The organism is Stappia indica (genome assembly GCF_001696535.1).
GTDB classification, from domain to species: domain Bacteria; phylum Pseudomonadota; class Alphaproteobacteria; order Rhizobiales; family Stappiaceae; genus Stappia; species Stappia indica.
In genome coordinates this window covers 1,250,668-1,275,334 of the sequence record NZ_MBQE01000001.1, presented here as the reverse complement: position 1 = coordinate 1,275,334, position 24,667 = coordinate 1,250,668, and the positions used below count along the sequence as shown (strand labels likewise).

The 24,667-nt window shown below is 67.7% G+C and carries 18 protein-coding genes; 9 read left to right on the top strand and 9 right to left on the bottom strand.

Translation table 11 applies throughout. The annotated features are described in order from the left end of the window. Positions 1 to 19: 19 nt before the first annotated feature. From BBX35_RS06045 to BBX35_RS06025, 5 genes are all read right to left on the bottom strand, one after another. Positions 20 to 949 carry a carbohydrate kinase family protein gene (locus tag BBX35_RS06045; RefSeq protein WP_067217158.1) on the bottom strand — a complete coding sequence of 310 codons (930 nt, stop codon included), beginning with the start codon at positions 947 to 949 and terminating at the stop codon, positions 20 to 22. A 49-nt stretch (positions 950 to 998) separates the two neighbouring features. Further along, a complete protein-coding gene (locus tag BBX35_RS06040) occupies positions 999 to 1,778 on the bottom strand; it encodes an ATP-binding cassette domain-containing protein (RefSeq protein ID WP_067217156.1) in 780 nt (259 codons plus the stop codon). Then, positions 1,775 to 2,851 (bottom strand): ABC transporter permease, encoded by a 1,077-nt coding sequence (locus BBX35_RS06035; protein ID WP_067217153.1) that lies wholly within the window; start codon positions 2,849 to 2,851, stop codon positions 1,775 to 1,777. The genes BBX35_RS06040 and BBX35_RS06035 overlap by 4 nt, the downstream gene beginning before the upstream one ends. Before the next feature lie 116 nt (positions 2,852 to 2,967). Then, entirely contained in the window at positions 2,968 to 3,984 is a 1,017-nt protein-coding gene (locus BBX35_RS06030; RefSeq protein ID WP_067217151.1) for a sugar ABC transporter substrate-binding protein, read from the bottom strand. Positions 3,985 to 4,035: 51 nt separating this feature from the next. Continuing rightward, positions 4,036 to 5,334 (bottom strand): ROK family transcriptional regulator, encoded by a 1,299-nt coding sequence (locus BBX35_RS06025; protein WP_067217148.1) that lies wholly within the window; start codon positions 5,332 to 5,334, stop codon positions 4,036 to 4,038. Between the two features lie 226 nt (positions 5,335 to 5,560). Here BBX35_RS06025 and ade point away from each other — a divergent pair, with 226 nt between their 5' ends. The 3 genes from ade (at position 5,561) to BBX35_RS06010 (ending at position 10,141) form a co-directional block, all read left to right on the top strand. Further along, positions 5,561 to 7,282, top strand: a complete 1,722-nt coding sequence (ade, locus tag BBX35_RS06020) for an adenine deaminase (protein ID WP_067217146.1) — start codon at positions 5,561 to 5,563, stop codon at positions 7,280 to 7,282. Between the two features lie 257 nt (positions 7,283 to 7,539). Then, positions 7,540 to 9,159 carry a long-chain-fatty-acid--CoA ligase gene (locus BBX35_RS06015; RefSeq protein WP_067218283.1) on the top strand — a complete coding sequence of 540 codons (1,620 nt, stop codon included), beginning with the start codon at positions 7,540 to 7,542 and terminating at the stop codon, positions 9,157 to 9,159. A gap of 112 nt (positions 9,160 to 9,271) precedes the next feature. Further along, positions 9,272 to 10,141 carry a helix-turn-helix transcriptional regulator gene (locus BBX35_RS06010; protein ID WP_067217143.1) on the top strand — a complete coding sequence of 290 codons (870 nt, stop codon included), beginning with the start codon at positions 9,272 to 9,274 and terminating at the stop codon, positions 10,139 to 10,141. Between the two features lie 18 nt (positions 10,142 to 10,159). Here the strand turns inward: BBX35_RS06010 and BBX35_RS06005 are convergent, their stop codons facing one another. Next, positions 10,160 to 11,158, bottom strand: a complete 999-nt coding sequence (locus tag BBX35_RS06005; RefSeq protein ID WP_067217141.1) for a DMT family transporter — start codon at positions 11,156 to 11,158, stop codon at positions 10,160 to 10,162. 304 nt (positions 11,159 to 11,462) lie between these two features. Here BBX35_RS06005 and BBX35_RS06000 point away from each other — a divergent pair, with 304 nt between their 5' ends. Continuing rightward, a complete protein-coding gene (locus BBX35_RS06000) occupies positions 11,463 to 13,766 on the top strand; it encodes a xanthine dehydrogenase family protein molybdopterin-binding subunit (RefSeq protein ID WP_067217138.1) in 2,304 nt (767 codons plus the stop codon). Positions 13,767 to 13,905: 139 nt separating this feature from the next. Next, on the top strand, positions 13,906 to 14,886 hold the full coding sequence (locus tag BBX35_RS05995) for a DMT family transporter (protein ID WP_067217137.1): 981 nt from the start codon (positions 13,906 to 13,908) through the stop codon (positions 14,884 to 14,886). A 25-nt stretch (positions 14,887 to 14,911) separates the two neighbouring features. On the opposite strand, the gene BBX35_RS05990 is transcribed toward BBX35_RS05995, so the two are convergent. After that, positions 14,912 to 15,148, bottom strand: coding sequence for an Lrp/AsnC ligand binding domain-containing protein (locus tag BBX35_RS05990; RefSeq protein ID WP_067217134.1), 237 nt, complete (start codon positions 15,146 to 15,148; stop codon positions 14,912 to 14,914). A 264-nt stretch (positions 15,149 to 15,412) separates the two neighbouring features. On the opposite strand from BBX35_RS05990, the gene BBX35_RS05985 reads away from it, so the two are divergent. Next, complete coding sequence (locus tag BBX35_RS05985) at positions 15,413 to 16,540, top strand: TRAP transporter substrate-binding protein (protein WP_067217132.1); 1,128 nt, start codon at positions 15,413 to 15,415, stop codon at positions 16,538 to 16,540. A 48-nt stretch (positions 16,541 to 16,588) separates the two neighbouring features. On the opposite strand, the gene BBX35_RS05980 is transcribed toward BBX35_RS05985, so the two are convergent. After that, positions 16,589 to 17,287: a TetR/AcrR family transcriptional regulator gene (locus BBX35_RS05980; protein ID WP_083202126.1), complete on the bottom strand. Its 699-nt coding sequence runs from the start codon at positions 17,285 to 17,287 to the stop codon at positions 16,589 to 16,591. 414 nt (positions 17,288 to 17,701) lie between these two features. On the opposite strand from BBX35_RS05980, the gene BBX35_RS05975 reads away from it, so the two are divergent. From BBX35_RS05975 to BBX35_RS05965, 3 genes are all read left to right on the top strand, one after another. Further along, positions 17,702 to 18,889: an efflux RND transporter periplasmic adaptor subunit gene (locus BBX35_RS05975; protein ID WP_171901388.1), complete on the top strand. Its 1,188-nt coding sequence runs from the start codon at positions 17,702 to 17,704 to the stop codon at positions 18,887 to 18,889. Beyond that, a complete protein-coding gene (locus BBX35_RS05970; protein WP_067217126.1) occupies positions 18,886 to 22,077 on the top strand; it encodes an efflux RND transporter permease subunit in 3,192 nt (1,063 codons plus the stop codon). Before BBX35_RS05975 ends, BBX35_RS05970 begins: the two co-directional genes overlap by 4 nt. Positions 22,078 to 22,433: 356 nt before the next feature. Continuing rightward, the gene (locus BBX35_RS05965) at positions 22,434 to 23,753 is read left to right on the top strand and encodes an OmpP1/FadL family transporter (RefSeq protein ID WP_067217124.1); all 1,320 of its coding nucleotides are present in this window, start codon (positions 22,434 to 22,436) and stop codon (positions 23,751 to 23,753) included. A 79-nt stretch (positions 23,754 to 23,832) separates the two neighbouring features. Here BBX35_RS05965 and BBX35_RS05960 read toward each other — a convergent pair whose 3' ends face one another. Continuing rightward, positions 23,833 to 24,612, bottom strand: coding sequence for an SDR family oxidoreductase (locus BBX35_RS05960; RefSeq protein WP_067217121.1), 780 nt, complete (start codon positions 24,610 to 24,612; stop codon positions 23,833 to 23,835). Positions 24,613 to 24,667: the final 55 nt, after the last annotated feature.

The window sequence follows — 24,667 nt, the reverse complement described above, 5'->3', positions numbered from 1 at the left end:
CAATCTTGCGGTGTCGCCGTCAGGCGAGAAGTTCGGCGCGGCGGGGGAGGTCCGCTCCGCGCCGGGTGCAGGTGATGGCAGAGGCTTTGCCCGCATAATCGAGGAGATCGGCGAGCGTGTCTGCCCCGAGAGCGGAAATTGCGGTCCGTGTCCGCCCGCCGGTCTTGCCGAGCCGGGCCAGCAGCGCGGCCTGGAACGTGTCGCCGGCCCCGACCGTGTCGACGACGGCAACGGTGCGCCCGGGCACACTTGCGGTGGCCGTGGCGGTAAATGCGCTTGCGCCTTCGCGGCCGCGCGTCACCACGACGAGGGCGGGGCCTTTGGCCAGCCAGCCGCGCGCAAGGTCTGCCGGATCGGCGCCGGGAAACAGCGTTTCGGCATCCTCGGCGCTGATCTTGAGCACATCGACATGCGGGAGCAACTCGTCGAGCCGGCTGCGCCAGGCGGCAAGATCACCGACGACCGTCGGGCGGATGTTCGGATCGTAGGCGACGAGGCGTTTGCCATGCTCGCGGCGCACCAGCTGCAGCAGGGCGTCGCCGACCGGCGAAACGAGCGCGGAGAAGGAACCGAGATGGATCGTGTCGACGCTGTCGGGGAGGGCAGGGAGTTGGTCGGGCGAGACCAGCCGGTCGGCCGAGCCTTCCCCGTAGAACGAATAGGCCGGGCTTCCCGAGGCATCGAGGCCGACGACGCTGAGGGTGGTCAGCGCGTCGCTGTCGACGACGAGGCTCGTGTCGACGCCTTCCGTCTCCAGCGCGGCCTTGAGCCGGCGGCCGAAGAAATCGCGCGACAGGCCGCCGAAATAGGCGACCGGAACCTCGAGCCGGGCAAGGCCGACGGCGACGTTGAACGGCGAGCCGCCGATCCGGGCATCGAGGGTCAGCTTCCCGCCGTCGCCGTCCTCGGCAAAGAGGTCGAACAGCGCTTCGCCGCAGACGAGAATCATTGAACGGGGCTCCTTCGAGGCATCGGTATCGGCGGGTCTTGTCTCATCGTCAGGCCGCCGCAGCCTGCGGCGGTTCCATCGCGCCGGTCATGATGGCGACGGCGTCGGACATGGAAAATTCGTCCGGCCTTATGACACAGGCACGACGTCCGAGGCGATGGATATGGATGCGGTCGGCGACCTCGAACACATGCGGCATGTTGTGGGAGATCAGCACGATGGGCAGGCCGCGCGCCTTCACGTCGCGGATCAGGTCGAGGACCTTGCGGCTTTCCTTGACGCCGAGGGCGGCGGTCGGCTCGTCCATGATCACGACCTTGGAACCGAAGGCGGCAGCCCGCGCCACGGCAACGCCCTGGCGCTGGCCGCCGGACAGCGTCTCCACCGCCTGATTGATGTTCTGGATGGTCATCAGCCCGAGCTCGGAGAGCTTCTCGCGGGCGATCTTCTCCATCGCCTTGCGGTCGAGCTTGCGCAGGTACTTGCCCATCCAGCCGGGGCTGCGCAGTTCGCGGCCCATGAACAGATTGTCGGCGATGGAGAGCGCCGGCGACAGGGCAAGGTTCTGGTAGACGGTCTCGATGCCGGCCTCGCGCGCCCGCATCGGCGAGGAGAAGTTGACGGGCTTGCCCTCCAGCCGGATCTCGCCCTCATCCGGCACGACGGCGCCGGAGATCGCCTTGATGAGCGTCGACTTGCCCGCGCCGTTGTCGCCGATCACGGCGAGGATCTCGCCGGGATAGAGGTCGAAGTCGGCCCGGTCGAGGGCGACGACGCGGCCGTAGCGCTTGACGAGGCCGCGGGCGGTGAGGATCGGTTCGCGGGTCATGCTGCAACCTTTCTGATCCACTGGTCGATGGCGACGGCGCCGATGATCAGCATGCCGATGAGCAGGTAGGTCCATTGCGGATCGGTTCCGATGAGGCGCAGGCCGAGCGAGAACACGCCGACGATGAGCGCGCCGAACAGCATGCCGAGGATCGATCCGCGTCCGCCGAACAGCGAGATGCCGCCGATCACCACCGCTGTGATGGATTCGATGTTGGTGAACTGGCCGGTGGTCGGCGAGACCGAGCCGAGGCGGCCGATCATCGCCCAGCCGCCGATGGCGCAGATGAGGCCGGCCAGCGTGTAGACCGAGATGCGCATGCGCGAGACGCGCACGCCGGCAAGCTCCGCCGCGTCCGGATCGTCGCCGATGGCATAGACGTGGCGTCCCCAGGCGGTGTGGTTCAGCACGTAGTTCAGCACCAGCACCAGCAGGAACATGGCGATGACGCCATAGGTGAAGACCGCGCCGCCGATGTTGAACTTCTCTCCGAAGAACTGGAGGATCGGGGCCTGCGCCTCGATGTCCTGGCTGCGGATCGTCTCGTTGGCCGAGTAGAGGAAATTCGCCGCCAGCACGATCTGCCACATGCCGAGCGTGACGATGAAGGGCGGCAGCCGCATCCAGGCGACCAGCGCGCCGTTGATGAAGCCGCAGAAGGTGCCGCAGGCAAGGCCGCACAGCACCGCGATCTCGGGCGGCAGCCCGTAGCGGAAGGTGAACTGGCCCATCACCACCGAGGACAGGACCATGATCGCGCCGACCGACAGGTCGATGCCGGCGGTCAGGATCACCAGCGACTGGGCGCAGCCGACGATGCCGACGATGGCCACCTGCTGGAGAATGAGCGTCAGGGCGAAGGGCGAGAAGAATTTCGAGCCGAGCAGGATGCCGAACACCGCCAGCGACAGCACCAGGACGATCAGCGGCACGAATTCGGGCCGGGCGTGCAGGCGGTGCTGGATCCGGTCGATCAGCGGGCGCTCGGGGCGCTCGAAGGCGGCAACGTCCGTCGAACTGCCCGAAAGGCCCTTCTCGAAGTCGTTTCCTGCGGGTGTCTGTGCGTCGCTCATTGGGTCTCCTCCCCCGGAACGGTGCCTGGACCAAAGTGCCCGGACTTGCAGATGGCCCGCGCGGGAGGGGCGTTGCCGTCCCGCGCGGAGCCCGTGTCAGTACAGGGCGAGGGGCCTCAGCCCCAGCACTTGTCCATGCCTTCCTTGGTGTCGATGGAGGGGACGCCCTCCGCCGGCTTGTCGGTGACCAGCGCAACGCCGGTGTCGAAGAAGTTTTTGCCCGGCGTCGGCTCCGGCTTGGCGCCGGTGTCGGCGAAGGCCTTGATCGCCTCGATGCCGAGCGAGGCCATCAGCAGCGGATACTGCTGCGAGGTGGCGCCGATGACGCCCTCGGTGACGTTCTTGACGCCCGGGCAGCCGCCGTCGACGGACACGATCAGCACATCGTTCTCGCGGCCGACGGCCTTCAGGGCCTCATAGGCGCCGGCGGCGGCAGGTTCGTTGATCGTGTAGACCACGTTGACCATCGGATCCTTGGTCAGCAGGTTCTCCATGGCGGTGCGGCCGCCTTCCTCGTTGCCGGCGGTCACGTCGTTGCCGACGATACGCGGATCGTCCTCGTCGCCCCAGCGGTTCGGATCCTTCACGTCGATGCCGAAGCCGGTCAGGAAGCCCTGGTCGCGCAGCACGCCGACGGAGGGCTGGCTGACGGCAAGGTCGAGCATGGCGATCTTGGCATCGGCCGCCGCATCGCCGAGCGTGGCGCGGGCCCACTGGCCGATCAGCTCGCCGGCCTTGAAATTGTCGGTGGCGAAAGTCGCGTCGGCCGCGTCGATCGGCTCCAGCGGAGTGTCGAGCGCGATCACCAGGATGCCGGCGTCGCGGGCCTGCTTGACGCTGTCGACAATGGCCTTGGTATCGGAGGCGGTGATCAGGATGCCCTTGGCGCCGTCGGCGATGCAGGTCTCGATGGCCGCGACCTGGCTCTCGTGGTCGCCGTCGATCTTGCCGGCATATGATTTCAGCTCGATGCCGAGTTCCGCCGCCTTGGCGGTGGCGCCTTCCTTCATCTTGACGAAGAAGGGGTTGGTGTCGGTCTTGGTGACGAGGCAGGCGGAGATGTCGGCACCCAGCGCCGGAGTGGCCGCGGCCATGCCGAGCACGGTGCCAGCGAGCATCAGTTTCCTAAGCATTGTCAGTTCCTCCCAGTTGGCTTGCGATCGGATCGCAGGCCGTCCGGCTCGTCATGCCGGGCGGCCATCCTGTGCGGGCTCGACGTCCTTGCGCGCCTTGCGCGCGGCGGCATCGGCAGCACCTCGTTTGCCCTCGTTCGCGGTCGGGATCGCGGTGCGGGGCGAATAGTTGAAGAAGATCGGCAGATTGGCGGCGCCGGCGGCGCCCGCATCCTGGCCGAAGGAGCCGCGGCGGAGGCGCGGCGGCACGCGCGACTGCGGCGCGGCCAGTGCCAGCGCGCGGGTCAGCTCGTCGATCAGGCGCTGCGGCAGGCCGCCGTCGATGTCGAAGTCGATCACCACCAGCGGCACGTCGATCAGCGAGATCGCCGACCAGATCGCCGGCGTCAGCGCGGCGACGCAATCCGCCAGCCACTCCTCCACCGCCGGATGGCCGCTTTCCGCCGCGCGTTCCAGATCGTCGCGCGTCTCCGCCTCGATGCCGTGATGGGCAAGATGCCGCTTCAGCGCCGAGATCGAGGCGCGGGTCAGCAGGATGTCCATCTCGCCGCGCGGGGCGGGAGCCGAGGCGAGGCGGCTGCGCGGCACCGGGATCATGGCGACGTCGCCGGCATTGCCCTGCACGCCCTTCACGCAGTCGCCGCCATAGACCACGCCGCCGCCGATGGCCGGGCCGAGGAACAGGTAGAGAAAGTCGTCGGCATGGCGGCCGGCGCCGGAGAAGAGCTCGGCGATGGCGGCAGCGGTGCCGTCGTTTTCGGAAAAGACCGGGAAGTCGACCGCTTCTTCGAGCATCTGCTTGAAGTCGATGTCGTCCCACAGGTGGAAGTTCGCCTTGGGCAGGCCGAGCTCGTGCAGCCAGGAGCCGAGGTTGAACGGCATGGCGACGCCGACGCCGGCGATGCGTGCATGCTCCTGCGGCGAGATCAGCCGCAACAGCATGGCGATGTCGCGGGCGACGATGTCGACGACCCGCTCGGGCTCGGGCAGGAACCGGTCGTGCGACTGGCGGCCGATGATCCGGCCGGAGAAATCGGCGAGCACCGTCTCGATGGAGGTCCGGTCGATGCGCACCCCGAAGCCGTAGGCGCCCGTCGCCGACAGGCGCAGCATGGTCGCCGGCTGACCGCGCCCGCCGTCATGGCGCTTGCCCAGCGTCTCGATGAGGCCGCTGGCCGTCAGGTCCTGGATGATGCCGCCGATGGCCGCGTTGGTAAGCTGCGCCAGGCGCGCGAGATCCGCCTTGGAGGCTTCGCCGACGCGGCGCAACACCTGCAGCACGATGCGCTCGTTGTAGCGGCGCAACTGCACGGAATTCGACCCTTGTCCGACAAGCGGGCGCCTTGCCACCGGAAAATCCTCCCTCGCCGACCGCTCCCGCCTCTGTCGGGCGGTTGGATACGGTTTTATTTCTTTAAGTTGATTTATTAATTATCGGCGAGCGGCTCTTGTCAATCCGCTTTCGGTGCTGCAGCGCGGAATCCGCAACGTCCGGTGGTGATGGCGCGCCTTGCCGTGCTTGTGCCATGCTTGGGTGCGAGGCAGGATGCATGGATCGCACGCCAGGGAGCAGAACATGCCGAACACGATGGAAACACGGGCTTTTCTGGAGCGGGCGATTGCGGCCGGACGCGGCGAGATCCCCGCCGACCTGGTGCTGCGGAACGTGCGGGTGTTCTCCGTCATCGACGGCTCGCTGACCGACACGGATGTCGCCATTGTCGGCGACCGGATCGTGGGAACGCACGGACATTATCGCGGCGAACGGGAAATCGACGGCGGCGGACGCATCGTCGTTCCGGGCTTCATCGACACCCATCTGCATGTCGAATCCTCGCTGGTGACGCCGCTGGAGTTCGATCGCTGCGTGCTGCCGCACGGGGTGACGACGGCGATCTGCGACCCGCACGAGATCGCCAACGTGCTGGGTGTCCCCGGCATCCGCTACTTTCTCGATGCGTCCGAGCGCACGCTGATGGACCTGAGGGTCAACCTCTCGTCCTGCGTGCCGGCAACCGCGTTCGAGACCGCCGGCGCGCGGCTCGAGATCGAGGACATCGAGCCGCTGCGCTCGCATCCCAAGGTCATCGGCCTTGCCGAATTCATGAACTTTCCCGGCGTGCTGGCGCGCGACCCCGGTGCCATCGCCAAGCTGGCGGCGTTCCAGGACGGGCATATCGACGGGCACGCGCCGCTTCTGTCGGGGCTCGATCTCAACGGCTATCTCGCCGCGCACATCCGCACCGACCACGAGGCGACGACGGCAGAGGAGGCGCGCGAGAAGCTCGCCAAGGGCATGACCATCCTGATCCGGGAAGGCTCCGTATCGAAGGACCTGGAGGCGCTGGCCGAAGTGCTGACGCCGGACACCTCGTCCTTCGTGTGCCTGTGCACCGACGACCGCAATCCGCTGGATATCGCCGAGGAAGGGCATCTCGACAGCATGATCCGGCGGCTGATCGCCCGCGGCGCGCGGCCTTGCGACGCCTATCGCGCAGCCAGTTGGTCGGCGGCGGTCGCCTTCGGCCTGCGCGACCGGGGGCAGGTGGCGCCGGGCTGGCGCGCCGACATCGTGCTGCTCGACGATCTGGAAGAGTGCCGCGTGCACTCGGTCATTGCGGCAGGGCGCCCGGTGGACGAGGATGCTTTTGCCGCGCGTCAGCCGCTTCAGCCGGTGGGGCTCGACAGCGTGCGCCTGCAGCGCCCGGTCGCGGCAGAGGACTTCCGCATCGAGGCGACAGGCTCGAACGAGAGCGCCGTCATCGGCGTGGTTCCGGGCCGGATCATCACCGAGCACCTGTCGCGCAGCCTGCCGGAGGGGGAGGGCGGCCTGCAGGCCGATCCCGCTTCGGACGTTGCCAAGGTGGCGGTGGTCGAGCGGCACGGGCAGAACGGCAATATCGGCCGCGGGTTCGTCTCCGGCTTCGGATTGCAGGGCGGGGCGATTGCCTCCTCCGTGGGCCACGACAGCCACAATATCTGCGTGGTGGGCTGCGACGGCGCCTCGATGGCGACGGCGGTCAACCGGATCGCCGAGCTGCAGGGCGGGTTCGTGGTGGCGCGCGGCGATACGATCATGGCGGAACTGGCCCTTCCTGTCGCCGGATTGATGAGCCTTGCCTCGTTCGAGGAGGTGCGCCACGCGCTGGAGTCCCTGCGGATCGCCGCCCGGTCGCTGGGCTGCACCCTGCCCGAGCCGTTCCTGCAGGTCGCCTTCCTGCCGCTGCCGGTCATTCCGCACCTGAAGATCACGGATCGCGGGATGTTCGATGTCGACCGTTTCGCGCTGCTCGGCTGAGCTTTGCGCAGGCCGCGATGCGCATCGCGGCCGCTGCGTGGTAGACTGGCGCCGGGCCGAAGCGCCGCCGAGAAATTGCATTTTACGTTGACGTAAAGGGAAGGCTTGCCCATGTTGACGTGGCCGGCAAAATCGGCCGCGGGTCTGCAGGAGGGGCGGGCGCCGTGCAACAACAGGGCACGATCCACGTGCCGGGTCCGGGAGGAACCATCGTGAGCGAACCGCAGGTCTGGCTTGCCGCTTTTCGTCCGCAGCCGATGCACACCTATCTCGACACGGCAGCCAGGGACCATGGGCGTCGGCCGGCCATGGATTTCCTCGGCAAGGGCTGGACCTATGCGGAGATCGCGGCGCTCGCCGACCGGGCGGCCGCCGGTCTCCAGGCGATGGGCGTGGTCAAGGGCGACAAGGTGGGCCTGTGCCTGCCGAACACGCCCTACTACACGATCTTCTATTTCGCGGTGCTCAAGATCGGCGGCATCGTTGTGAACTTCAATCCGCTCTACGTAGAGCGGGAACTGTCGTTCCAGGCGCGGGACAGCGGCACCCGCATCATGGTGACGATGGATCTCAAGGTCATCTACGACAAGGTGGAGGCGGTGCGGCGCGAGGGCACGCTCGACCGCGTCATTGTCTGCGCGATGGCCGATATCCTGCCCCAGCCCAAGAAGCTGCTGTTCCAGCTGTTCAAGCGCGGCGACCGGGCGCGCGTGCCGCAGGATGCCGCGCATCCCCGCTTTTCGGAACTCATCGGCCACGGCGCCAGTCCGCGCGTCGCCGACATCCGGCCCGACACCGACATCGCCGTGCTGCAATATACCGGCGGCACGACCGGCGTCCCCAAGGGCGCGATGCTGACCCACACCAACCTTGCCGCCAATATCGAGCAGATGCGCTCGATCTTCTGCGAGGCGCAGGTCGGCGAGGAGAAGATGCTCTGCGTGCTGCCGTTCTTCCACGTCTTCGCGATGACGGTGGCGCAGAACCTCTCCGTGGTGCTGGCGGCCGAGATGGTGTTGATGCCGCGCTTCGAGCTGAAGATGCTGCTCGACACGATCCGGCGGAAGAAGATCACGCTGTTTCCCGGCGTGCCGACCATCTACACGGCGATCAACAATTCCGAGATGACCAAGGGCTACGACCTCACCACGATCCGGCTCTGCATCTCCGGCGGTGCGCCGCTTCCCGTGGAGGTGAAGACCCAGTTCGAGGGGCTGACCGGGTGCATCCTGGTCGAGGGCTACGGCTTGACCGAAGCCTCGCCCGTGGTGGCGGCGAACCCGCTCAACGAGAACCGGCGGTCCGGCTCCATCGGCCTTGCCATTCCCGGAACGACGCTTGAGTTCCGCAGTCTCGAAAATCCGTCCGAATGCGTCCCGGAGGGCGAGAAGGGCGAGCTGGTGGTGCGCGGGCCGCAGGTGATGGCCGGCTACTACAATCGCCCCGAGGACACGGCCCGGGCCATCGAGAACGGCGCCCTGCACACCGGCGATGTCGGTTACCGCGACCCGGACGGCTTCGTCTATCTGGTCGACCGCATCAAGGACCTGATCCTCTGCTCGGGCTACAATGTTTATCCGCGCATGATCGAGGAGGCGATCTACCAGCATCCGGCCGTCGAGGAGACGATCGTCATCGCCATTCCCGACAGCTATCGCGGCCAGGCGCCGAAGGCCTTCGTCAAGCTGAAGCCGGACGAGCATGTCTCCGCCGAGGAGCTACGGCTGTTCCTGAAAGGCCACTTGTCGCCAATCGAGCTGCCGCAGGAGATCGAGTTCCGCGACGCCCTGCCGAAGACGATGGTCGGCAAGCTGTCCAAGAAGGAGCTGGTGGAGGAGGAAAAGGCGAAGCGGGCCGCCGCCGCGGCAGAAGGCTGACGGCTTGCCGGTATTCGCAAGGTCTTGTGCCCCCGGCGCTTGATGCGCGCCGGCCGACTTGGCATTGTCGGTTTCGATCCTTTCAGACACGCGCAACAGGATACCCGGCAAGATGACGGCCGACCTGCCGACCTATCTCACGACCAAGGAAATGGCCGACCTGCTCCGGGTCAAGGAGCGCAAGATCTACGATCTGGCGGCGGCCGGCGAGATCCCGCACAGCCGGGCGACGGGCAAGCTGCTCTTCCCTCGCGAGGTGGTGCTCGCCTGGATCGAGAATGCCAGCGAGGCGCCGACCAGCGAGGGGACCCGGCCCGCCGTCATTCTGGGCAGCCACGATCCGCTGCTGGAATGGGCGCTGCGCGAAAGCGGCTCGGGCCTTGCCGCCTTCTTCGACGGCAGTCTCGACGGGCTCGACCGGTTCGAGCAGCTCGAGGGCGTGGCCGCCGGCCTGCACATGATCCAGGACGAGGGCTGGAACACCGAGCTCGTCTCGCGGCGGTTCCGCTTCCGCCCGGTGGTGCTGGCCGAATGGGCCTGGCGCGACCGCGGCATCATCGTCTCGCCGGGCAATCCGCTCGGCATCGGCTCCATCGCCGATCTTGCCGGCAAGCGCATGGTGTTGCGCCAGCCGCAGGCCGGTAGCCAGCACCTGATGGAGCGGCTGTTCGCGGAAGCCGGCATTCCCGTGCCGCAGGGCGCCCCCGTGGCGCGCGACGAGCGCGAGGCCGCGCTTGCCGTGCTCGACGGGCGGGCGGATGCGGCCTTCGGGCTGGCCGCCTCGGCGCGGCAGTTCAAGCTGGATTTCGTGCCCGTGTGCGAGGAGCGCTTCGACCTGCTGGTGTCCCGGCGCGACTGGTTCGAGGGCCCGTTCCAGGCGCTCATCGCCTTCACTCGCACGCCCGCCTTCGCCGACATGGCAAGGACGCTGGGCGGCTACCGGGTCGACGGCATCTGGACGCCGCGCTTCAACGGCGCGTGAGGCGTCCGACGCGCCGGCTCAGGGCGGATCGGCCCGCACGCCGGTGCGCGCCGTGACCTGCCGGCCGAGCCGGTTTTCCCGCCAGACCGTATAGAGCGCGCCGGCGACGATGAGCGCGGCGCCGGCATAGGTGACGGGCGCCGGCACTTCGCCGAACACCAGGAAGCCGATGATCGTCGCGTAGATCAGGCGGGCATAGTCGAGCGCGGCGAGCGCCGAGGCCTCGCCCGCGCGGAAGGCGCGGATGTTGCACATCTGCCCCGCCCAGGAGGCCATGCCCACCAGCAGCAGCAAGCCCAGTTCCTCCAGCGTCGGCGTCTGCCAGTTGTAGAAGGCGATGGGCAGCATGATCAGGCCGACGAAGAACGCCTGATAGGTGAGGATGGTAACCGGCCGTTCCACCTGCGACAGCTTGCGGATGATGATCATGACGATGCCGGCCGCTGCGGCGCCGAGGACCGCCATGCCGGCATAGATGCTGAAGCCGGTGTCGCCGCCCGGCTGCAGGATGATGACGACGCCTAGGAACCCGACTGCGGTCGCCGCCCAGCGGTGCGGGCCGACGACCTCGCCCAGGAACAGGATCGCGAAGATCGTCAGGAAGAAGGTCTTGGAAAAGGCGATGGCCGTCGCATCCGCCAGCGGCAGGTGGATGATCGCGGTGAAGCCGGCCAGCATCGCCACCGAGGCGCAGCCGACGCGGATGACGTGCAGGCCCGGGCGCTTGGTCTTCAGCGAGCCTGGCAGGCCGGAGATGATCACCGGCGCGACGATGATCGTCATGATGATCTGGCGGATCAGGATGATCTCGGCGACATGCAGCCGCTCGCCGAGGATCTTGATGAGCGTCACCATGGCGGTGAAGAAGATGCCGGCGACCAGCATCCACAGGATGCCTCTGATGTTTCCGGGAAGCAGCGACAGCCTGTCGCCGGTGTCGCGGTAGCGCTGGGCGAGGCTGCGCCTGTCCGCGGAATCGGGAGGGTCAGGGGGCGTCTGCTCGGGAGCTGGCGGCATCTGGTGGGATCCGTGGGCGGGAGGCGACGACGGCGGCCGCAGGAAGGCGAGGCGCCGAGCATAGTCCCATTGGCCGCAATCGCGAAAGGGCCCGGCCGGCGGTCTGCCTCCCCCCTTGGCGAAAGGGCGCTTTTGCCGCTAAGCTTTTGCCCATCCACACAGCGGCAGCTATCGTCGCGTCGCCCGACCCGCCATGATCGGCCTTGACCCTCCCGGCACTGCGCCACATGTCGCACGCAACGCTTTCCGCAATCACCGCAGCGATCTCCGGGCCGCGCCCGGCTGTTAGCAACGAGGCATTCGAATGAACGAGATGGTGCACGCCAAGTTCGGCATCGGCGCGCCGGTGCGCCGCAAGGAAGACGATGCACTGGTCACCGGTCGTGGCCATTACACCGACGACGTCCAGTCCGACGGCATGCTGCGGGCCTTTGTGGTGCGCTCCAGCGTGGCCCATGCCCGCATCACCCTCGGCGACCTGGAGCCGGCGCGCTCGGCTCCCGGCGTCGCCATGGTGATGACCGCGGCCGACATTCCCGATCTCGGCCTGATGCCGACAAAGGCGATCCTCACCCAGACCGACGGCACGCGCCACGCGGTGCCCCCGCGCCCGGTGCTGGCGACCGACACCGTGCGCCATGTCGGCGAGCCGATCGCACTCGTCGTCGCCGATACGCTGGCCAACGCCAAGTCGGCGGCGGAGCTGGTCGAGGTCGACTACGAGCCGCTCGACGCGGTGGTCGACACGGGCGATGCGTTGAAGCCCGACGCGCCGCTGGTGTGGCCGGAGACCGGCACCAATCTCGCCTTCACCTATGACGCGGGCGATGCGGCGGCGGCGAACCGGGCGTTCGAGAGCGCCCATCACGTCACCCGCATCGACATCGTCAACAACCGGCTGGTGTGCAACTACATGGAGCCGCGCGGCTGCGTCGGCGAATACGACGCGGAAACCGGCCGCTACACGCTGACCGCCGGCACCCAGGGCGGCCACAGCATGCAGGCGATCATCGCCGGCGACATTCTCGGCATTCCGCGCGACCGCCTGCGGGTGATCACACCGGATGTCGGCGGCGGCTTCGGCACCAAGAATTTCGTCTATCCGGAATATCCGGTCTGCCTGGTGGCGGCGGAGCGTCTCGGCCGTCCGGTGAAGTGGGTCTGCGAGCGCACCGAGCATTTCCTTGCCGATGCGCATGGCCGCGACAACCTGTCGATGGCGGAAGTGGCGCTCGATGCCGAAGGTCGCATCCTGGCGCTGCGCGTCGAGATCGTCGCGGCGATGGGCGCCTATCTGCACCAGTACGGCCCGATGATCCCGAATTTCGGCCTGTCGATGGCGACCGGCCTCTACCACGTGCCGGCGATGTACGGCGTGGTGAAGGGCGTCTATACCAACACGACGCCGACCGATGCCTATCGCGGCGCGGGCCGGCCCGAGGCCGCCTATCTGCTGGAGCGGCTGGTCGACCGGGCGGCGGCGGAGATGGACATGTCGCCGGCCGAGTTCCGCCGGCGCAACTTCATCCGTCCCGAGCAGCTTCCCTACACCACCCACACGGGGCGCATGTACGACACGGGCGACTTCTCCGCCCACATGGACAAGGCGATGGCGGCCATCGGCTGGGACGGGTTTGCCGAGCGGGCGGAGGCGTCCGCCGCACGCGGGCGCTATCGCGGCATCGGCATGGCGACCTATATCGAGGCCTGCGCCTTCGCCGGCTCGGAGGAGGCGACGGTGGAGCTGGGCGGCGACGGTTCGCTGACCCTGCTGATCGGCACGCAGACCAACGGCCAGGGCCACGCCACCGCCTACGGGCAGATCATCGCCGAGCAGTTCGGCGTCGATCTCGACCGCATCACCATGATCCAGGGCGACACCGACCGGGTGCGCAAGGGCGGCGGCACGGGCGGCTCGCGCTCGATCCCCATCGGCCTGCCGTCGGTGCTGGAGGCCTCGCGCAGCCTCGTCAAGAAGATCAAGGACCTTGCCGCCGACAAGCTGGAGGCGGGGCCGGAAGATCTGGAGCTCGTCGACGGCGAGGTGCGGGTGGTGGGCACCGACCGGTCGGTGACGCTGGCCGAGATCGCGGCCGCCGCACCCGAGCAGCTGTCGGCGCGCGAGGAGGTCAAGCAGGCCGAGGCGACCTATCCCAACGGCACGCATATCTGCGAGCTGGAGGTGGATCCTGAGACCGGCGACATCGAGCTGCTGGACTATGTGATCGTCGACGATTTCGGCGTCACGGTGAACCCGATCCTGCTCGCCGGCCAGGTGCATGGCGGCGTGGTGCAGGCCATCGGCCAGGCCCTGATGGAGCACACGGTCTACGACGAGGACGGGCAGCTGCTGACGGCGTCCTTCCTCGACTACCAGATGCCGCGCGCCGCCGACATTCCGGGCATCCGCTTCGAGACCAACAACATTCCCTCCACCACCAATGCGCTCGGCATCAAGGGCGCGGGCGAGGCCGGCACCATCGGTGCAGGTCCGGCGGTGATGAATGCGGTCGGCGATGCGCTGCGCCGGGGGGCGGGCGTCGCCCATATCGACATGCCGGCAACGCCGCTGCGCGTGTGGGAGGCGATCCGGGCCGCCAATAGCTGACGTTAGGTTATGTGTTTCGCGCAAGGGGGCCTTCGCATTTGCCATGGGCACCCTTGTGCGATTCATCCTATAAATAGAGGATGTTCCACTTCTCCGGGCTGTCAGACAGGCCGGTCTCACCGGCAGATCCCGATACGAAATGGCCTCCGAACGCGCCGACAAGACGACCGGGACCGCACCGGCCGCCGCCGATTTCAACGCCTATAACCCCAGGCTCGGCATTGCGCTGAAGGTGGTGTCGGCCCTCGTCTTCACCGGCATGATCGCCATGGTGAAGCTGCTCGACGGGGCCTATCCGGTCGGCGAGGTGATCTTCGCCCGCTCGTTCTTCGGCATGCTGCCGGTGCTGCTGGTGATCGCCTGGCAGGGCCAGTTGAGCGAGGCCTTTTCCACGAAGCGCCCCTGGGGCCATATCAGCCGCGCCATCGTCGGCGGGACGGCGATGTCCCTGTGGTTCGCCGCCATCGCCCGCCTGCCGCTGCCCGATGCGACGGCGATCAGCTTTTCCGCGCCGCTCGTCACGGTGGCGCTCGCCGCCATCATCCTGCGCGAAAAGGTGCGCGCCTATCGCTGGAGCGCCGTCGTCGTCGGCTTCCTCGGCATCCTCATCATCCTGTCGCCGCATCTGTCCGGCGTCGCGCCGACGGAAGAGGCCTCGCTCGGGGCCATGCTGGCCTTCGCCAGCGCGATCTTCATGGCGCTGGCGATGATCACCGTGCGGCGGCTCACCGGAACCGAGCGGACGTCCACCATCGTCGTGTGGTTTGCGGCGGTGACCTCGGTTTTCGCGCTGATGTCCGCGCCGTTCGGCTGGGTGATGCCGGACCTGAACGACGCCATCATCTTGGTCGCCATCGGCCTGTCCGGCGGCATCGGCCAGATCCTGCTGACCCAGAGCTATCGCTACGCCGACGCCTCCACCATCGCGCCGTTCGAATACACGACGATGCTGTGGACCGTGCTGGTCGGCTGGATCGTCTTTGCGGAAATCCCGACGCTGGAAGTGGTCGGCGGCGCGGCCATCGTCATCGGCGCGGGCGTCTTCGTCATCTTCCGCGAGCACCAGCTCGGCCTCGACAGGTCCCGCGAACGCAGCACGGTCACCCCGTCGAAGGCCTGAGCCGGGAAGGGCCGTTCGAGGCGCGTCAGAACGCCTTGAACGTGATCATCGTCTTGGTGTCGAGAATGCCGTCGAAGGGATGGACCTTCTCATTGACGAAATGGCCGATGTCGGTCTCGTCGTCGACATAGAACTTCACCAAGAGGTCGAAGTCGCCGGCGGTCGAATAGATCTCGGAGGCGATCTCCGCATCGGCGATGGCGTTGGCCACCTGGTAGGCCTTGCCGAGATGGCATTTGATCATCACGAAAAACGGAACCATGGACGTCTCCGGCTGGCTGGGCGGCGGGCGCCGCGACTCATCGCGACAGTGAAGCGGATGCGGAACAGCGGGGCAAGGGACAACGACGGCCGTTCACGGTGGGTCGCGCGATGTTGCGCAGGGTTGTGAAACTTTGATCTTGCGGGACTTGCGCAGTTGCCCCCCATGTCGGAGTCTGCCATGAAACACCGGTTCGCACCGCCCGTGCGAAGACGGCACGTTCAGGGGCACGGCACGTTCCGCAGACATGGTTCCAGACGCCGAATGAAACATCGCAAGACATCGTCATCCTCCTCCCGCCCGTCCGGCGTGACGCGGCGCGGTGCGCTCGGGTTGGCGGGACTGGGGCTCTCTAGCCTCGGGCTTGCCGGCGGGCTGGCGACGCCCGCGCTCGCCCAGACGACGATCGAATGGAAGATGGTGACCACCTGGCCGGCCGACCAGCCGGGACCGGGCGTGTCTGCCTCGCGGATCTGCGACGCGATCGCGCGCCTCAGCGGCGGGCGCATGCGCGTGCGCCTGTTTCCCGCCGGCGGTCTGGTGGCGGGCGGCGAGGTGTTCGACGCGGTGTCGGCCGGCACGGCGCAGATGGGCCATGCCTCTCCCGCCTTCTGGCAGGACCGGCTGCCGGCTGCCGTCTTCTTCTCCGCCGTGCCGTTCGGCCTTTTGCCTTACGAGCATGTGACCTGGCTGGAGCAGGGCGGCGGCATGGGCCTTTGGGAGCGGCTTTACGCGCCGTTCGGCATCAAGCCGCTGATGGGCGGCAACAGCGGGCCGCAGCTCGGCGGCTGGTTCATGCGCCCGGTCATGTCGCTGGAGGATCTGCGCGGTCTGCGCATCCGCATGACCGGCCTCGGCGGCGAGGTGATGCGGCGCCTGGGGGCGACGCCGGTCTCGTTGCCGCCTGCGGAAATCGTGCCGGCGCTGCAGAGCGGCCTTCTCGATGCGGCGGAATTCCTCGGGCCGGAAGCCGACCGGGCGATGGGCTTTCAGAACGTTTCGAAGCTTTGCTACACGCCGGGCTTCCACGAGCCGAACGGGGCGAGCGAGACCCTGATCAACCAGGTGGCCTATGACGGGCTGCCGGACGATCTGAAGGGGGTGATCGTCGCCGCCTGCCGCATGGAGACGCTGCATTCCATCGCCGAAAGCGCCTGGCGCAATTCCGAGGCCCTGCGGCAGCTGGTGGGCGAGGACGGGGTCGAACTGCGGCGCTTCCCGCAGCCGGTCATGCAGGCCCTGCAGACGACGTCGAAGGATGTCGTCGGCGCGCTGGCGAATACCGGCGACGTCGCCCGCGACATCCATGCCAGCTATATCCGCGCGCTGGAGCGGCTGACGCCCTGGAGCGAGGTCAGCGACCGGCAGATGCTCGACGGCCGCACGCCCTGATCTTGCGTTTGCGCGCCCGCGACGCGGGGGCTCCGGCGAAGGCCGGACTCAGCACGTCGCGGCAGGATGGGTGACCTCGGCCGGCAGGTCGCGGAAGCGTCCGTCCCGCAGCGCGGCCAGCGCGAAATCCACCATCGGTTCGAACATCAGGTCCTGATGGCCCTCCGGCAGGCAGCGGCAGGTCTGCGCCACCAGTGCCGGATGGAAGAACATCACCAGCGAGTGCTGGAACAGCAGCGCCGAGGTGTCGACGTCCTGGGGCGGGAACTCGCCCTTCTCGATGCCTTCCTGGATCAGGTGCGCGAAGCTCTCCCGCATCTCGGCCTTGTGGATCTCTATCTCGTCCCAGGCCTCGTCCATCGCCGCTTCCAGCAGGTCGTGGATCTTGCGGTTGTCCGTGTAGTGGTCGCGGACATGGTGGAAGTGCTGGCGGACCATCTTGCGCAGCTTCTCGCTGCTGTCGCCGCAGCATCCGTCGATATCCTGTTCCATGGCGGCGCGCAGGCCGCTGGTCACCAGCACGGTGACGGCCTTGGTCAGCTCGGCCTTGGAGGCGAAGAAGCGGTAGACGTTGGCGGGCGACATGCCGAGCTCGCGGGCGATGTCGGCCACGGTGGTCTTCTGGTAGCCGTAGAGATGGAACAGTTCGCTGGCCTTCTCGACGATACGCTTGCGCGTCTCGCGGGTCGCCGGACTGTTCGTCCCGTCCCGGGCGGCTGCCTCTTCCATATCCAGCAAGTCACTCATGATGCACTGATCCGGTCATTTCTGGTTCTTGAGCCTGCGGCCTGATTGCCCGCGCCCTGGAACTCGGCAGGGGGCAAATCTGCCCCCACAATGGGAGCCATGGCCGCCTGCGTCAACTCGTCCCTGCTGCGGACATCGCGCGGAAACCCCGTTTCGGGGCCCGCCTGCGAAACCGCCGCGAGGGCGTGCGGAACCGTCTGTTTCGGACTGGCCGGACAGCGTCGGCCGTCGCTTTGCCGTGCAGGTTCCGTCGCGTCCTGACGACTAATATATGTTCACTGACGTTTATTGACAATCGTCATATGTCATCCATATTGAGGGTCGCGCGGAGGTGTCCGCGTCCGTTCCATGGCCTTCCGGCATTCCTGCCGCCCGGCCGATACCGACGATACTGCGCCCGAAAGGCCTCACGTGATGAGCAGCTTCCCCGCATCTCTCGCCTCCGCATTTCCGGCGTTGCGTCTGTCGTCTGGTTCCTGGTTCGGTCTCGGCCGCCCTGCGGGGCGGGTCGGCGCGGTCCTGTTGACGGCCGTGTTGGTCGCCGCCTGCCAGCCGCAGGCCGCCGAAGAAGTGGATACCTCCGCGTCCCCCCGCGTCGTGTGGGTCGAGCCGGCGACCAAGGTCGACGGCTACGACGTCACTTTCTCCGGCACCGTGCGTGCCCGCAGCGATGCACCGTCCGCCTTCCGCGTCGGCGGCAAGATCTCCGAACGTCTCGTCGATGTCGGCGACAGGGTCTCCGCCGGGCAGCGCATCGCCAGCCTCGACGAGGAGGACCTGCGCGCCGGGCTTCGTGCCCGCGAGGCGGAAGAGCGTGCCGCACAGGCGCAGGCGCGCCGCACCGCCGAGGACCGCACGCGGATCGCCGCGCTCCAGTCCAAGGGTCATGTCTCGCAGTCGGCGCTCGACCAGGCCGTTGCCGCGGACGATGCCGCCGCTGCAGCGCTCAAGGCCGCGTCCGAGCAGCGCATTCTCGCCGAAAACCAGCTTGCCTACGCCACCTTGCGCGCGGATCGCGACGGGGTGGTGACCGCGGTGACCGCGGAGCCCGGCGAGGTCGTTGCCGCCGGACACGGCATCGTCCGCATCGCTGGAGACAGCGAGCGCGAGGTCGAGGTCGCCATTCCCGAGGCGCAGGTCGCAGGTCTCGAACAGGCCGGCGCCAGCGTGACGCTGTGGGCGAGCCCCGACCGGCGCTATCATGCGCGGCTGCGCGAACTCTCGCCGGTCGCGGATGCGGCCGCACGCACCTTCACCGCGCGCTTCGCCATCGACGATCCGACCGCCGACGCGCGGCTCGGCATGACCGCGACCGTGCATCTGCAGCAGGCCGCGCCCGAGGGCGAGGTCGCCGTGCCGCTGACCGCCGTCTGGTATTCGGGCGAAGCGGCCAATGTCTGGCGGGCGGAGCCGGGGGCGGAGCAGGTGACGGCGGTGCCGGTCACGGTCCGCCGCATCGAGGCCGAGCGCGCCGTGGTGACCGGTCTTGCGACCGGCGAGCACGTCGTCAGCCTCGGCGTGCACCGGATCGATCCGGGCCTGACGCTGAAGGCGGTGCTGCGCCAGTCGCGCGGCCCGGTGCAGGTGGGGGCGCTGCGATGAGCGGCTTCAACCTCTCCGCCTGGGCCATCCGTCACCAGACGCTGGTGCTCTTCTTCATCCTCGTCACCGCCCTTGCCGGCGTCTACGCCTATGGCAATCTCGGCCGCAACGAGGATCCGGCCTTCACGGTCAAGGTGATGGTGGTGACCGCCGTGTGGCCGGGCGCCAGCGCCGCCGAGATGCAGGAGCAGGTCGCCGACCGCGTCGAGACGCGGCTGCAGACGCTGCCCTGGCTGTCGCGGCTGGAGACCTATACCCGTCCCGGCTTCATGGCGACGCAGATCGTCCTCGACGATGCGACCCCGCCCTCCGAGGTGGCGGAGCTGTGGTATCAGGCGCGCAAGAAGGTGGGCGACATTTCCGGCGAGATGCCGCAGGGCGTTCGCGGTCCCTTCTTCAACGACGAATATGCCGACGTCTATGTGCAGGTCCATGCGCTGACCGCGCCGGGGGCGACGTGGAGCGAACTGTCGGATCTCGCCGAGATGGCGCGCCAGTCGTTCCTGGCGGTGCCGGGCGTCGAGAAGGTCCAGCTCTTCGGCGAGCAGGACCAGAAGATCCATGTCGACATCTCCTATGCGAAGCTCGCGACGCTCGGCATTCCCGCCAGCGCGATTTTCGATGCCCTTGCCGCCCAGAACGCCGTCGTGCCGTCGGGCTCGGTGGACACGCCGAGCGAGACCGTGCAGGTGCGCGTCAGCGGCAGCCTGACCGGCGTCGAGGCGGTGGCGGCGGTTCCGGTCGAGGCGGAGGGTCGGGTGTTCCGGCTCGGCGACATCGCAACGGTCAGTCGCGGCGTCGCCGATCCCCAGAGCTATGCCGCGCGCTACAACGGCGAGGACACGATCCTGCTCGGCGTTGCCATGTCGGAGGGCGGCAACGTGCTGGAGCTCGGCGAGCGCCTGCACGAGAAGGCGGCCGAGATCAAGGCGCGCCTGCCGGTCGGCGCGGAGCTGCACCAGGTCTCCAACCAGCCGGAAGTGGTGGAGGAGGCCGTCGGCGAGTTCCTGCTGAAGTTCGTCGTCGCCATCTCCATCGTGCTGCTGGTCTCCTTCCTGTCGCTGGGCTTTCGCACCGGCATCATCGTCGCGCTCTCCGTGCCGCTGACGCTCGGCGCCACCTTCGTGGTGATGATGCTGATGGGCATCGACCTGGAGCGCATCTCGCTCGGCGCGCTGATCCTGTCGCTCGGCCTCTTGGTCGACGATGCGATCATCGCCATCGAGATGATGGTGGTGAAGATCGAGCAGGGCTGGGACCGCTTCCGCGCGGCCACCTTCGCCTGGGAATCCACCGCCTTCCCGATGCTCACCGGCACGCTGGTGACGGCGGCGGGCTTCCTGCCCGTCGGCTTCGCCAAGTCGGCGGCCGGCGAATATGCGGGCGGCATCTTCTGGGTGGTGACGTCGGCGCTGCTGATCTCCTGGCTCGTCGCGGTGATCTTCACGCCCTATCTCGGGCTCAAGCTGCTGCCGCGCTCGCTGGAGCGCCATGCGGCCGAGCGCGGCGAGATAGACGAAGAGGCGATCTACCACACGCCCTCCTACAACCGCCTGCGCAAGATGGTCACTGCCGCCGTGCGCTTCCGCCTGCCGGTGGTGCTGGCGACCGTCGGCCTGCTGGTTCTGGCCGGCTACGGCATGGGCTTCGTCAAGCAGCAGTTCTTCCCCAGCTCCTCGCGGCCGGAAGTGCTGGTCGAGCTCAAGGGGCCGGAAGGCGCGTCCTTCGCGGCGACCGAGCGCGAGGCGAAGGCCATCGAGGACTGGCTCAAGACCAACGAGCATGTCGACTATTTCACCACCTATGTGGGGGCGGGCGCGCCGCGCTTCTTCCTCGCCTACAACCCGGCCCTGCCCAATCCGAGCTATGCGCTGATCCTGGTGCAGACCAAGGGCGGCCCTCATGCCGATGCGCTGGTCGGCCAGCTGCAGGCGCGCTTCGCCGAGGCGGAAGGGGCGGTGCGGGGCCGCGCCAACAAGCTCGAGCTCGGCCCGCCGGTCGGCTACCCGGTGCAGTTCCGCGTCGTCGGGCAGGACCTGGAAGAGGTGCGGGCGGCGGCGGCGAAGGTGCGCGATGCGATGCGCGCCAGCCCCGACACCCGCAACACCGAGCTGCAATGGGGTGAGAAGGTGAAGTCGGTGCGCCTCGAGGTCGACCAGGACCGGGCGCGCGCGCTGGGCCTCTCCACCACCGAGATCGGCCAGTCGCTGCAGACGCTGCTGTCCGGCTACGAGGTGACGTCGCTGCGCGAGGGCCGCCATTCGGTCGGCGTCGTCGTGCGCGCCGACGAGACGGAGCGCGCCGCGCTCGGCGATCTCGGCGACATGGTGCTGCAGGTGCGCGACGGACGGGCGATCCCGGTCTCGCAGGTGGCGCGCATCGTCTACACGGCCGAGGACCCGATCCTGTGGCGGCGCAATCGCGAGACCGTGCTGACCGTGCGGGCGGATGTCGCCCCCGGCCTGCAGGCGCCGGACGTCACCGCCTCGCTGCTGCCGAAGATGCGCGAGATCGAGGCGACGCTTCCGGCCGGCTACCGGATCGACACCGGCGGCGCGGCGGAGGAATCGGCCAAGGCCAACGTGGCGCTGGCGGCGGTGTTCCCCTTGATGTTCCTCGCCATGGCCGTGCTGATCATGCTGCAGATGCAGTCCTTCTCGAAGATGGCGCTGGTGTTCCTGACCTTCCCGCTCGGGTTGATCGGGGCGGTGGCCTCGCTGCTGATCGCCGATGCGGCCTTCGGCTTCGTCGCCATCCTCGGTGTGATCGCGCTGGGCGGCATGGTGATGCGCAACACGCTGATCCTGGCCGACCAGATCGACCACGACCTGCATGCCGGGGCGACCATGCGCCGGGCCATCGTGGAATCCACCGTCCGCCGTGCGCGGCCGGTGATCCTGACGGCGCTGGCCGCGGTTCTCGCCTTCATTCCCCTGACGATGAACATCTTCTGGGGGCCGATGGCGATCGCGATGATCGGCGGGCTCACGGTCGCGACCGTTCTGACCCTCGTCTTCCTGCCGGCGCTCTACGCCCTGTGGTTCCGCAAGCGTCTCGACAAGACCGACGCCGAGGTGATGGCCGCACGGCAGGCACGGCGCGAGGCGGCCGATCTTACGGCCGCCAACACCGATGTGGCAGAGCGTGCACCGGCCTCCGGGCCGGCTCTGCCTCAGGCGGCGGAGTGACATCCCCCCGTTTCTCCGCCGCCACTTTCGTTGCAGTTGGGCAACACGCTTTCCGAAAAGGGAAGGTGTTGCCCGGCTGCGGCAAATTGCACAAAAAATAAGCAAATGCACGTCCGCTATGCGCGGCTGTCGTGAAACTGTCACGCAGCGGCGGGTTTTGCGGGCCTTTGATCCCTTCCCCTGCGGAAGGGTGCCTTAGCGGAACCTGCAAAACCTGAATTCGCGCGCCGGTTACTCGGGCAAATCCGGCCTCTCATGGCGATTGCGGAGCAGTCGCGACTTTTTCATCCTCTGTGCAACAGGTCGGGCAATGGGGCTTTGCTTCGATCTGAAGTTCGGGGAGGAATGGTCGAGACATGGCATCCAAGAGCAAGCGCCTTCTACTGTCATTTACCGCAATATCGGTGGTGTTTTCTTCGTCCGCCGCCCTTGCCGGCGGCTTCGCCCTGCGTGAGCAGAGCGCCTACTATCAGGGCATGTCGTTTGCCGGCAACGGCACCACCGGCCCGTCGATCTCGTCGATGTTCTGGAACCCGGCGACCATCACCGGGGCCGGGGAGGGGTTCACCTTCGAGAGCCATCACACGCTGGTCGCTCCCACTGCCGAGATCACCGGCGCCTTCACCCCGTCGGCCATCGGCGGCGGCGTGCTCGGCCTGACGCCGAGCACCGCGCCGTCCGGCGACATCGGCAGCGAAGGCTATGTGCCGGCCTCCTACACGGCCTACAAGCTCACCGACCAGATCTTCCTGGGCCTGTCGATCAACGCGCCCTACGGCCTTGCGACCAAGCCGCACCAGAACTGGGCGGGCCAGTTCTATTCCAGAACGTCCAAGGTGATGTCGGTGAACGTGACGCCGACCGTCGGCTACAAGCTCAATGACATGCTGTCCTTCGCATTCGGCGTGCAGGTCCAGTATTTCAAGGTGACGCTCAAGTCGGCCCTGCCCAACGTTCCGGGCTACCCTTCCGCGATCCTTCAGGGCGACGACATCGGCTTCGGCGTCACCGCCGGCGTGACGTTCAAGCCGTTCGAGGGGACGGAACTGGGCCTTGGCTTCCGCTCGGGCGTCAGCCAGACGCTGGACGGCGACATCCAGACGCCGGCGGGCCTCACCGACATCAATGCCTCGCTGATCACGCCGGAGATGATCAACTTCTCGGCCAAGCAGCGGGTGACCGATGCGTTCCGGGTCTTCGGCACCGTGGAATGGGCGAACTGGAGCCGCCTCAAGTCGCCGCGCGTGACCTCGCAGGCGACCGGCGCCACCGTGCAGACGCTGCATTTCAACTATCGCGACAGCTGGTTCTTCGCCGTCGGCGGCGAGTACGACGTCAACGAGGACCTGACGATGCGCGCCGGCATCGGCTACGAGATCTCGCCGATCACCGACGAGATCCGCTCGACCCGCCTGCCGGACACCGACCGCCTGTGGCTGTCGGCCGGTGCCAGCTACAAGGTCACCGACGACCTGTCGTTCGACCTCGGCTACACCTACATCCACGCCACCGATGCCGACATCAACATCGGCCCGGGCCACCAGGACTACAATCCGAATGTCGGCAGCTATGTCGGCAAGGCGCAGGCGCATGTGAACATCATCTCGGCGTCCATGCGCTACCGCTGGGGCGGTCCGGCCGAGCGTCCGGAATACGACGTGGCGCGCGGCTACTGAGCCTCGCTGCTCTCAGCAGGAAAAAGCCGGCGGGAAGGCCTCCCGCCGGCTTTTGTCTTTCGGAAGAGGACGCGGTCGCTCAGAACGCCGCCGGATAGAGGCCGCCGTCGACGAGGACGTTCTGTCCTGTCACGTAGCCGGCCGCGCTCGAGCAGTAGAAGGCGCAGATCTTGCCGAACTCCTCCGCCGTGCCGAAACGGCCGGCGGGAATTTCCGCCTGCTGGGCCTTGCCGACCGCATCTACGCTCTGCCCGGTCATGCCGGCCGTGCGCTCCAGCCCGCCGCGCAGGCGGTCCGTGTCCATCTTGCCGGGCAGCAGGTTGTTGATGGTGACGTTGCGCCCCGCATAGGTCCGGCAGACGCCGGCGAGGAAGGCGGTGAGGCCGGCGCGTGCGCCGCTCGACAGGTCGAGCCCTTCCAGCGGCATGCGCACGGTGATCGAGGTGATGTTGATGATCCGGCCGAAGCCGCGCTCGGCCATGCCGTCCGCCACCCGCTGGATCATCTCGATCGGCGAGATCATGTTCTGGATCACCCCGTCGATCATCGCGTCGCGGTCGAGCTGGCGGTAGTCGCGGCGCGGCGGGCCGCCGTTGTTGTTGACCAGGATGTCGGGCTCCGGGCAGGCGGCCAGCAGCGCGTCCTGTCCCTCGCGGGTCGACACATTGGCGACGACCGTGGCGACGTTGACGCCGTAGCGGGCGCGAATCTCGCTCGCGGTCGTATCGAGGCGCAGCCGGTCCAGGCCGTTGATCACCAGGTCGCAGCCGGCTTCCGCCAGCGCTTCCGCGCATCCCCGTCCAAGGCCCCGGCTGGAGGCGCAGACGATGGCCTTCCGGCCGCTAAGTCCAAGATCCATCTCATGTCTCCCGATCTCGCCCGGCAGGGCAGGGGCGCCTTGCGGACGTCGTTGA

Bases quoted from the DNA above. Each gene is read 5' to 3' on its own strand.
- BBX35_RS06035 (WP_067217153.1), bottom strand. From the start codon at position 2,851: ATGAGCGACGCACAGACACCCGCAGGAAACGACTTCGAGAAGGGCCTT.
- BBX35_RS05965 (WP_067217124.1), top strand. From the start codon at position 22,434: ATGGCATCCAAGAGCAAGCGCCTTCTACTGTCATTTACCGCAATATCG.
- BBX35_RS05990 (WP_067217134.1), bottom strand. From the start codon at position 15,148: ATGGTTCCGTTTTTCGTGATGATCAAATGCCATCTCGGCAAGGCCTAC.
- BBX35_RS05960 (WP_067217121.1), bottom strand. From the start codon at position 24,612: ATGGATCTTGGACTTAGCGGCCGGAAGGCCATCGTCTGCGCCTCCAGC.
- BBX35_RS06040 (WP_067217156.1), bottom strand. From the start codon at position 1,778: ATGACCCGCGAACCGATCCTCACCGCCCGCGGCCTCGTCAAGCGCTAC.
- BBX35_RS05970 (WP_067217126.1), top strand. From the start codon at position 18,886: ATGAGCGGCTTCAACCTCTCCGCCTGGGCCATCCGTCACCAGACGCTG.
- BBX35_RS05995 (WP_067217137.1), top strand. From the start codon at position 13,906: ATGGCCTCCGAACGCGCCGACAAGACGACCGGGACCGCACCGGCCGCC.
- BBX35_RS05985 (WP_067217132.1), top strand. From the start codon at position 15,413: ATGAAACATCGCAAGACATCGTCATCCTCCTCCCGCCCGTCCGGCGTG.
- BBX35_RS05980 (WP_083202126.1), bottom strand. From the start codon at position 17,287: ATGAGTGACTTGCTGGATATGGAAGAGGCAGCCGCCCGGGACGGGACG.
- BBX35_RS06000 (WP_067217138.1), top strand. From the start codon at position 11,463: ATGAACGAGATGGTGCACGCCAAGTTCGGCATCGGCGCGCCGGTGCGC.
- BBX35_RS06005 (WP_067217141.1), bottom strand. From the start codon at position 11,158: ATGCCGCCAGCTCCCGAGCAGACGCCCCCTGACCCTCCCGATTCCGCG.
- BBX35_RS06045 (WP_067217158.1), bottom strand. From the start codon at position 949: ATGATTCTCGTCTGCGGCGAAGCGCTGTTCGACCTCTTTGCCGAGGAC.
- BBX35_RS06030 (WP_067217151.1), bottom strand. From the start codon at position 3,984: ATGCTTAGGAAACTGATGCTCGCTGGCACCGTGCTCGGCATGGCCGCG.
- BBX35_RS06015 (WP_067218283.1), top strand. From the start codon at position 7,540: ATGCACACCTATCTCGACACGGCAGCCAGGGACCATGGGCGTCGGCCG.
- ade (WP_067217146.1), top strand. From the start codon at position 5,561: ATGCCGAACACGATGGAAACACGGGCTTTTCTGGAGCGGGCGATTGCG.
- BBX35_RS05975 (WP_171901388.1), top strand. From the start codon at position 17,702: ATGAGCAGCTTCCCCGCATCTCTCGCCTCCGCATTTCCGGCGTTGCGT.
- BBX35_RS06010 (WP_067217143.1), top strand. From the start codon at position 9,272: ATGACGGCCGACCTGCCGACCTATCTCACGACCAAGGAAATGGCCGAC.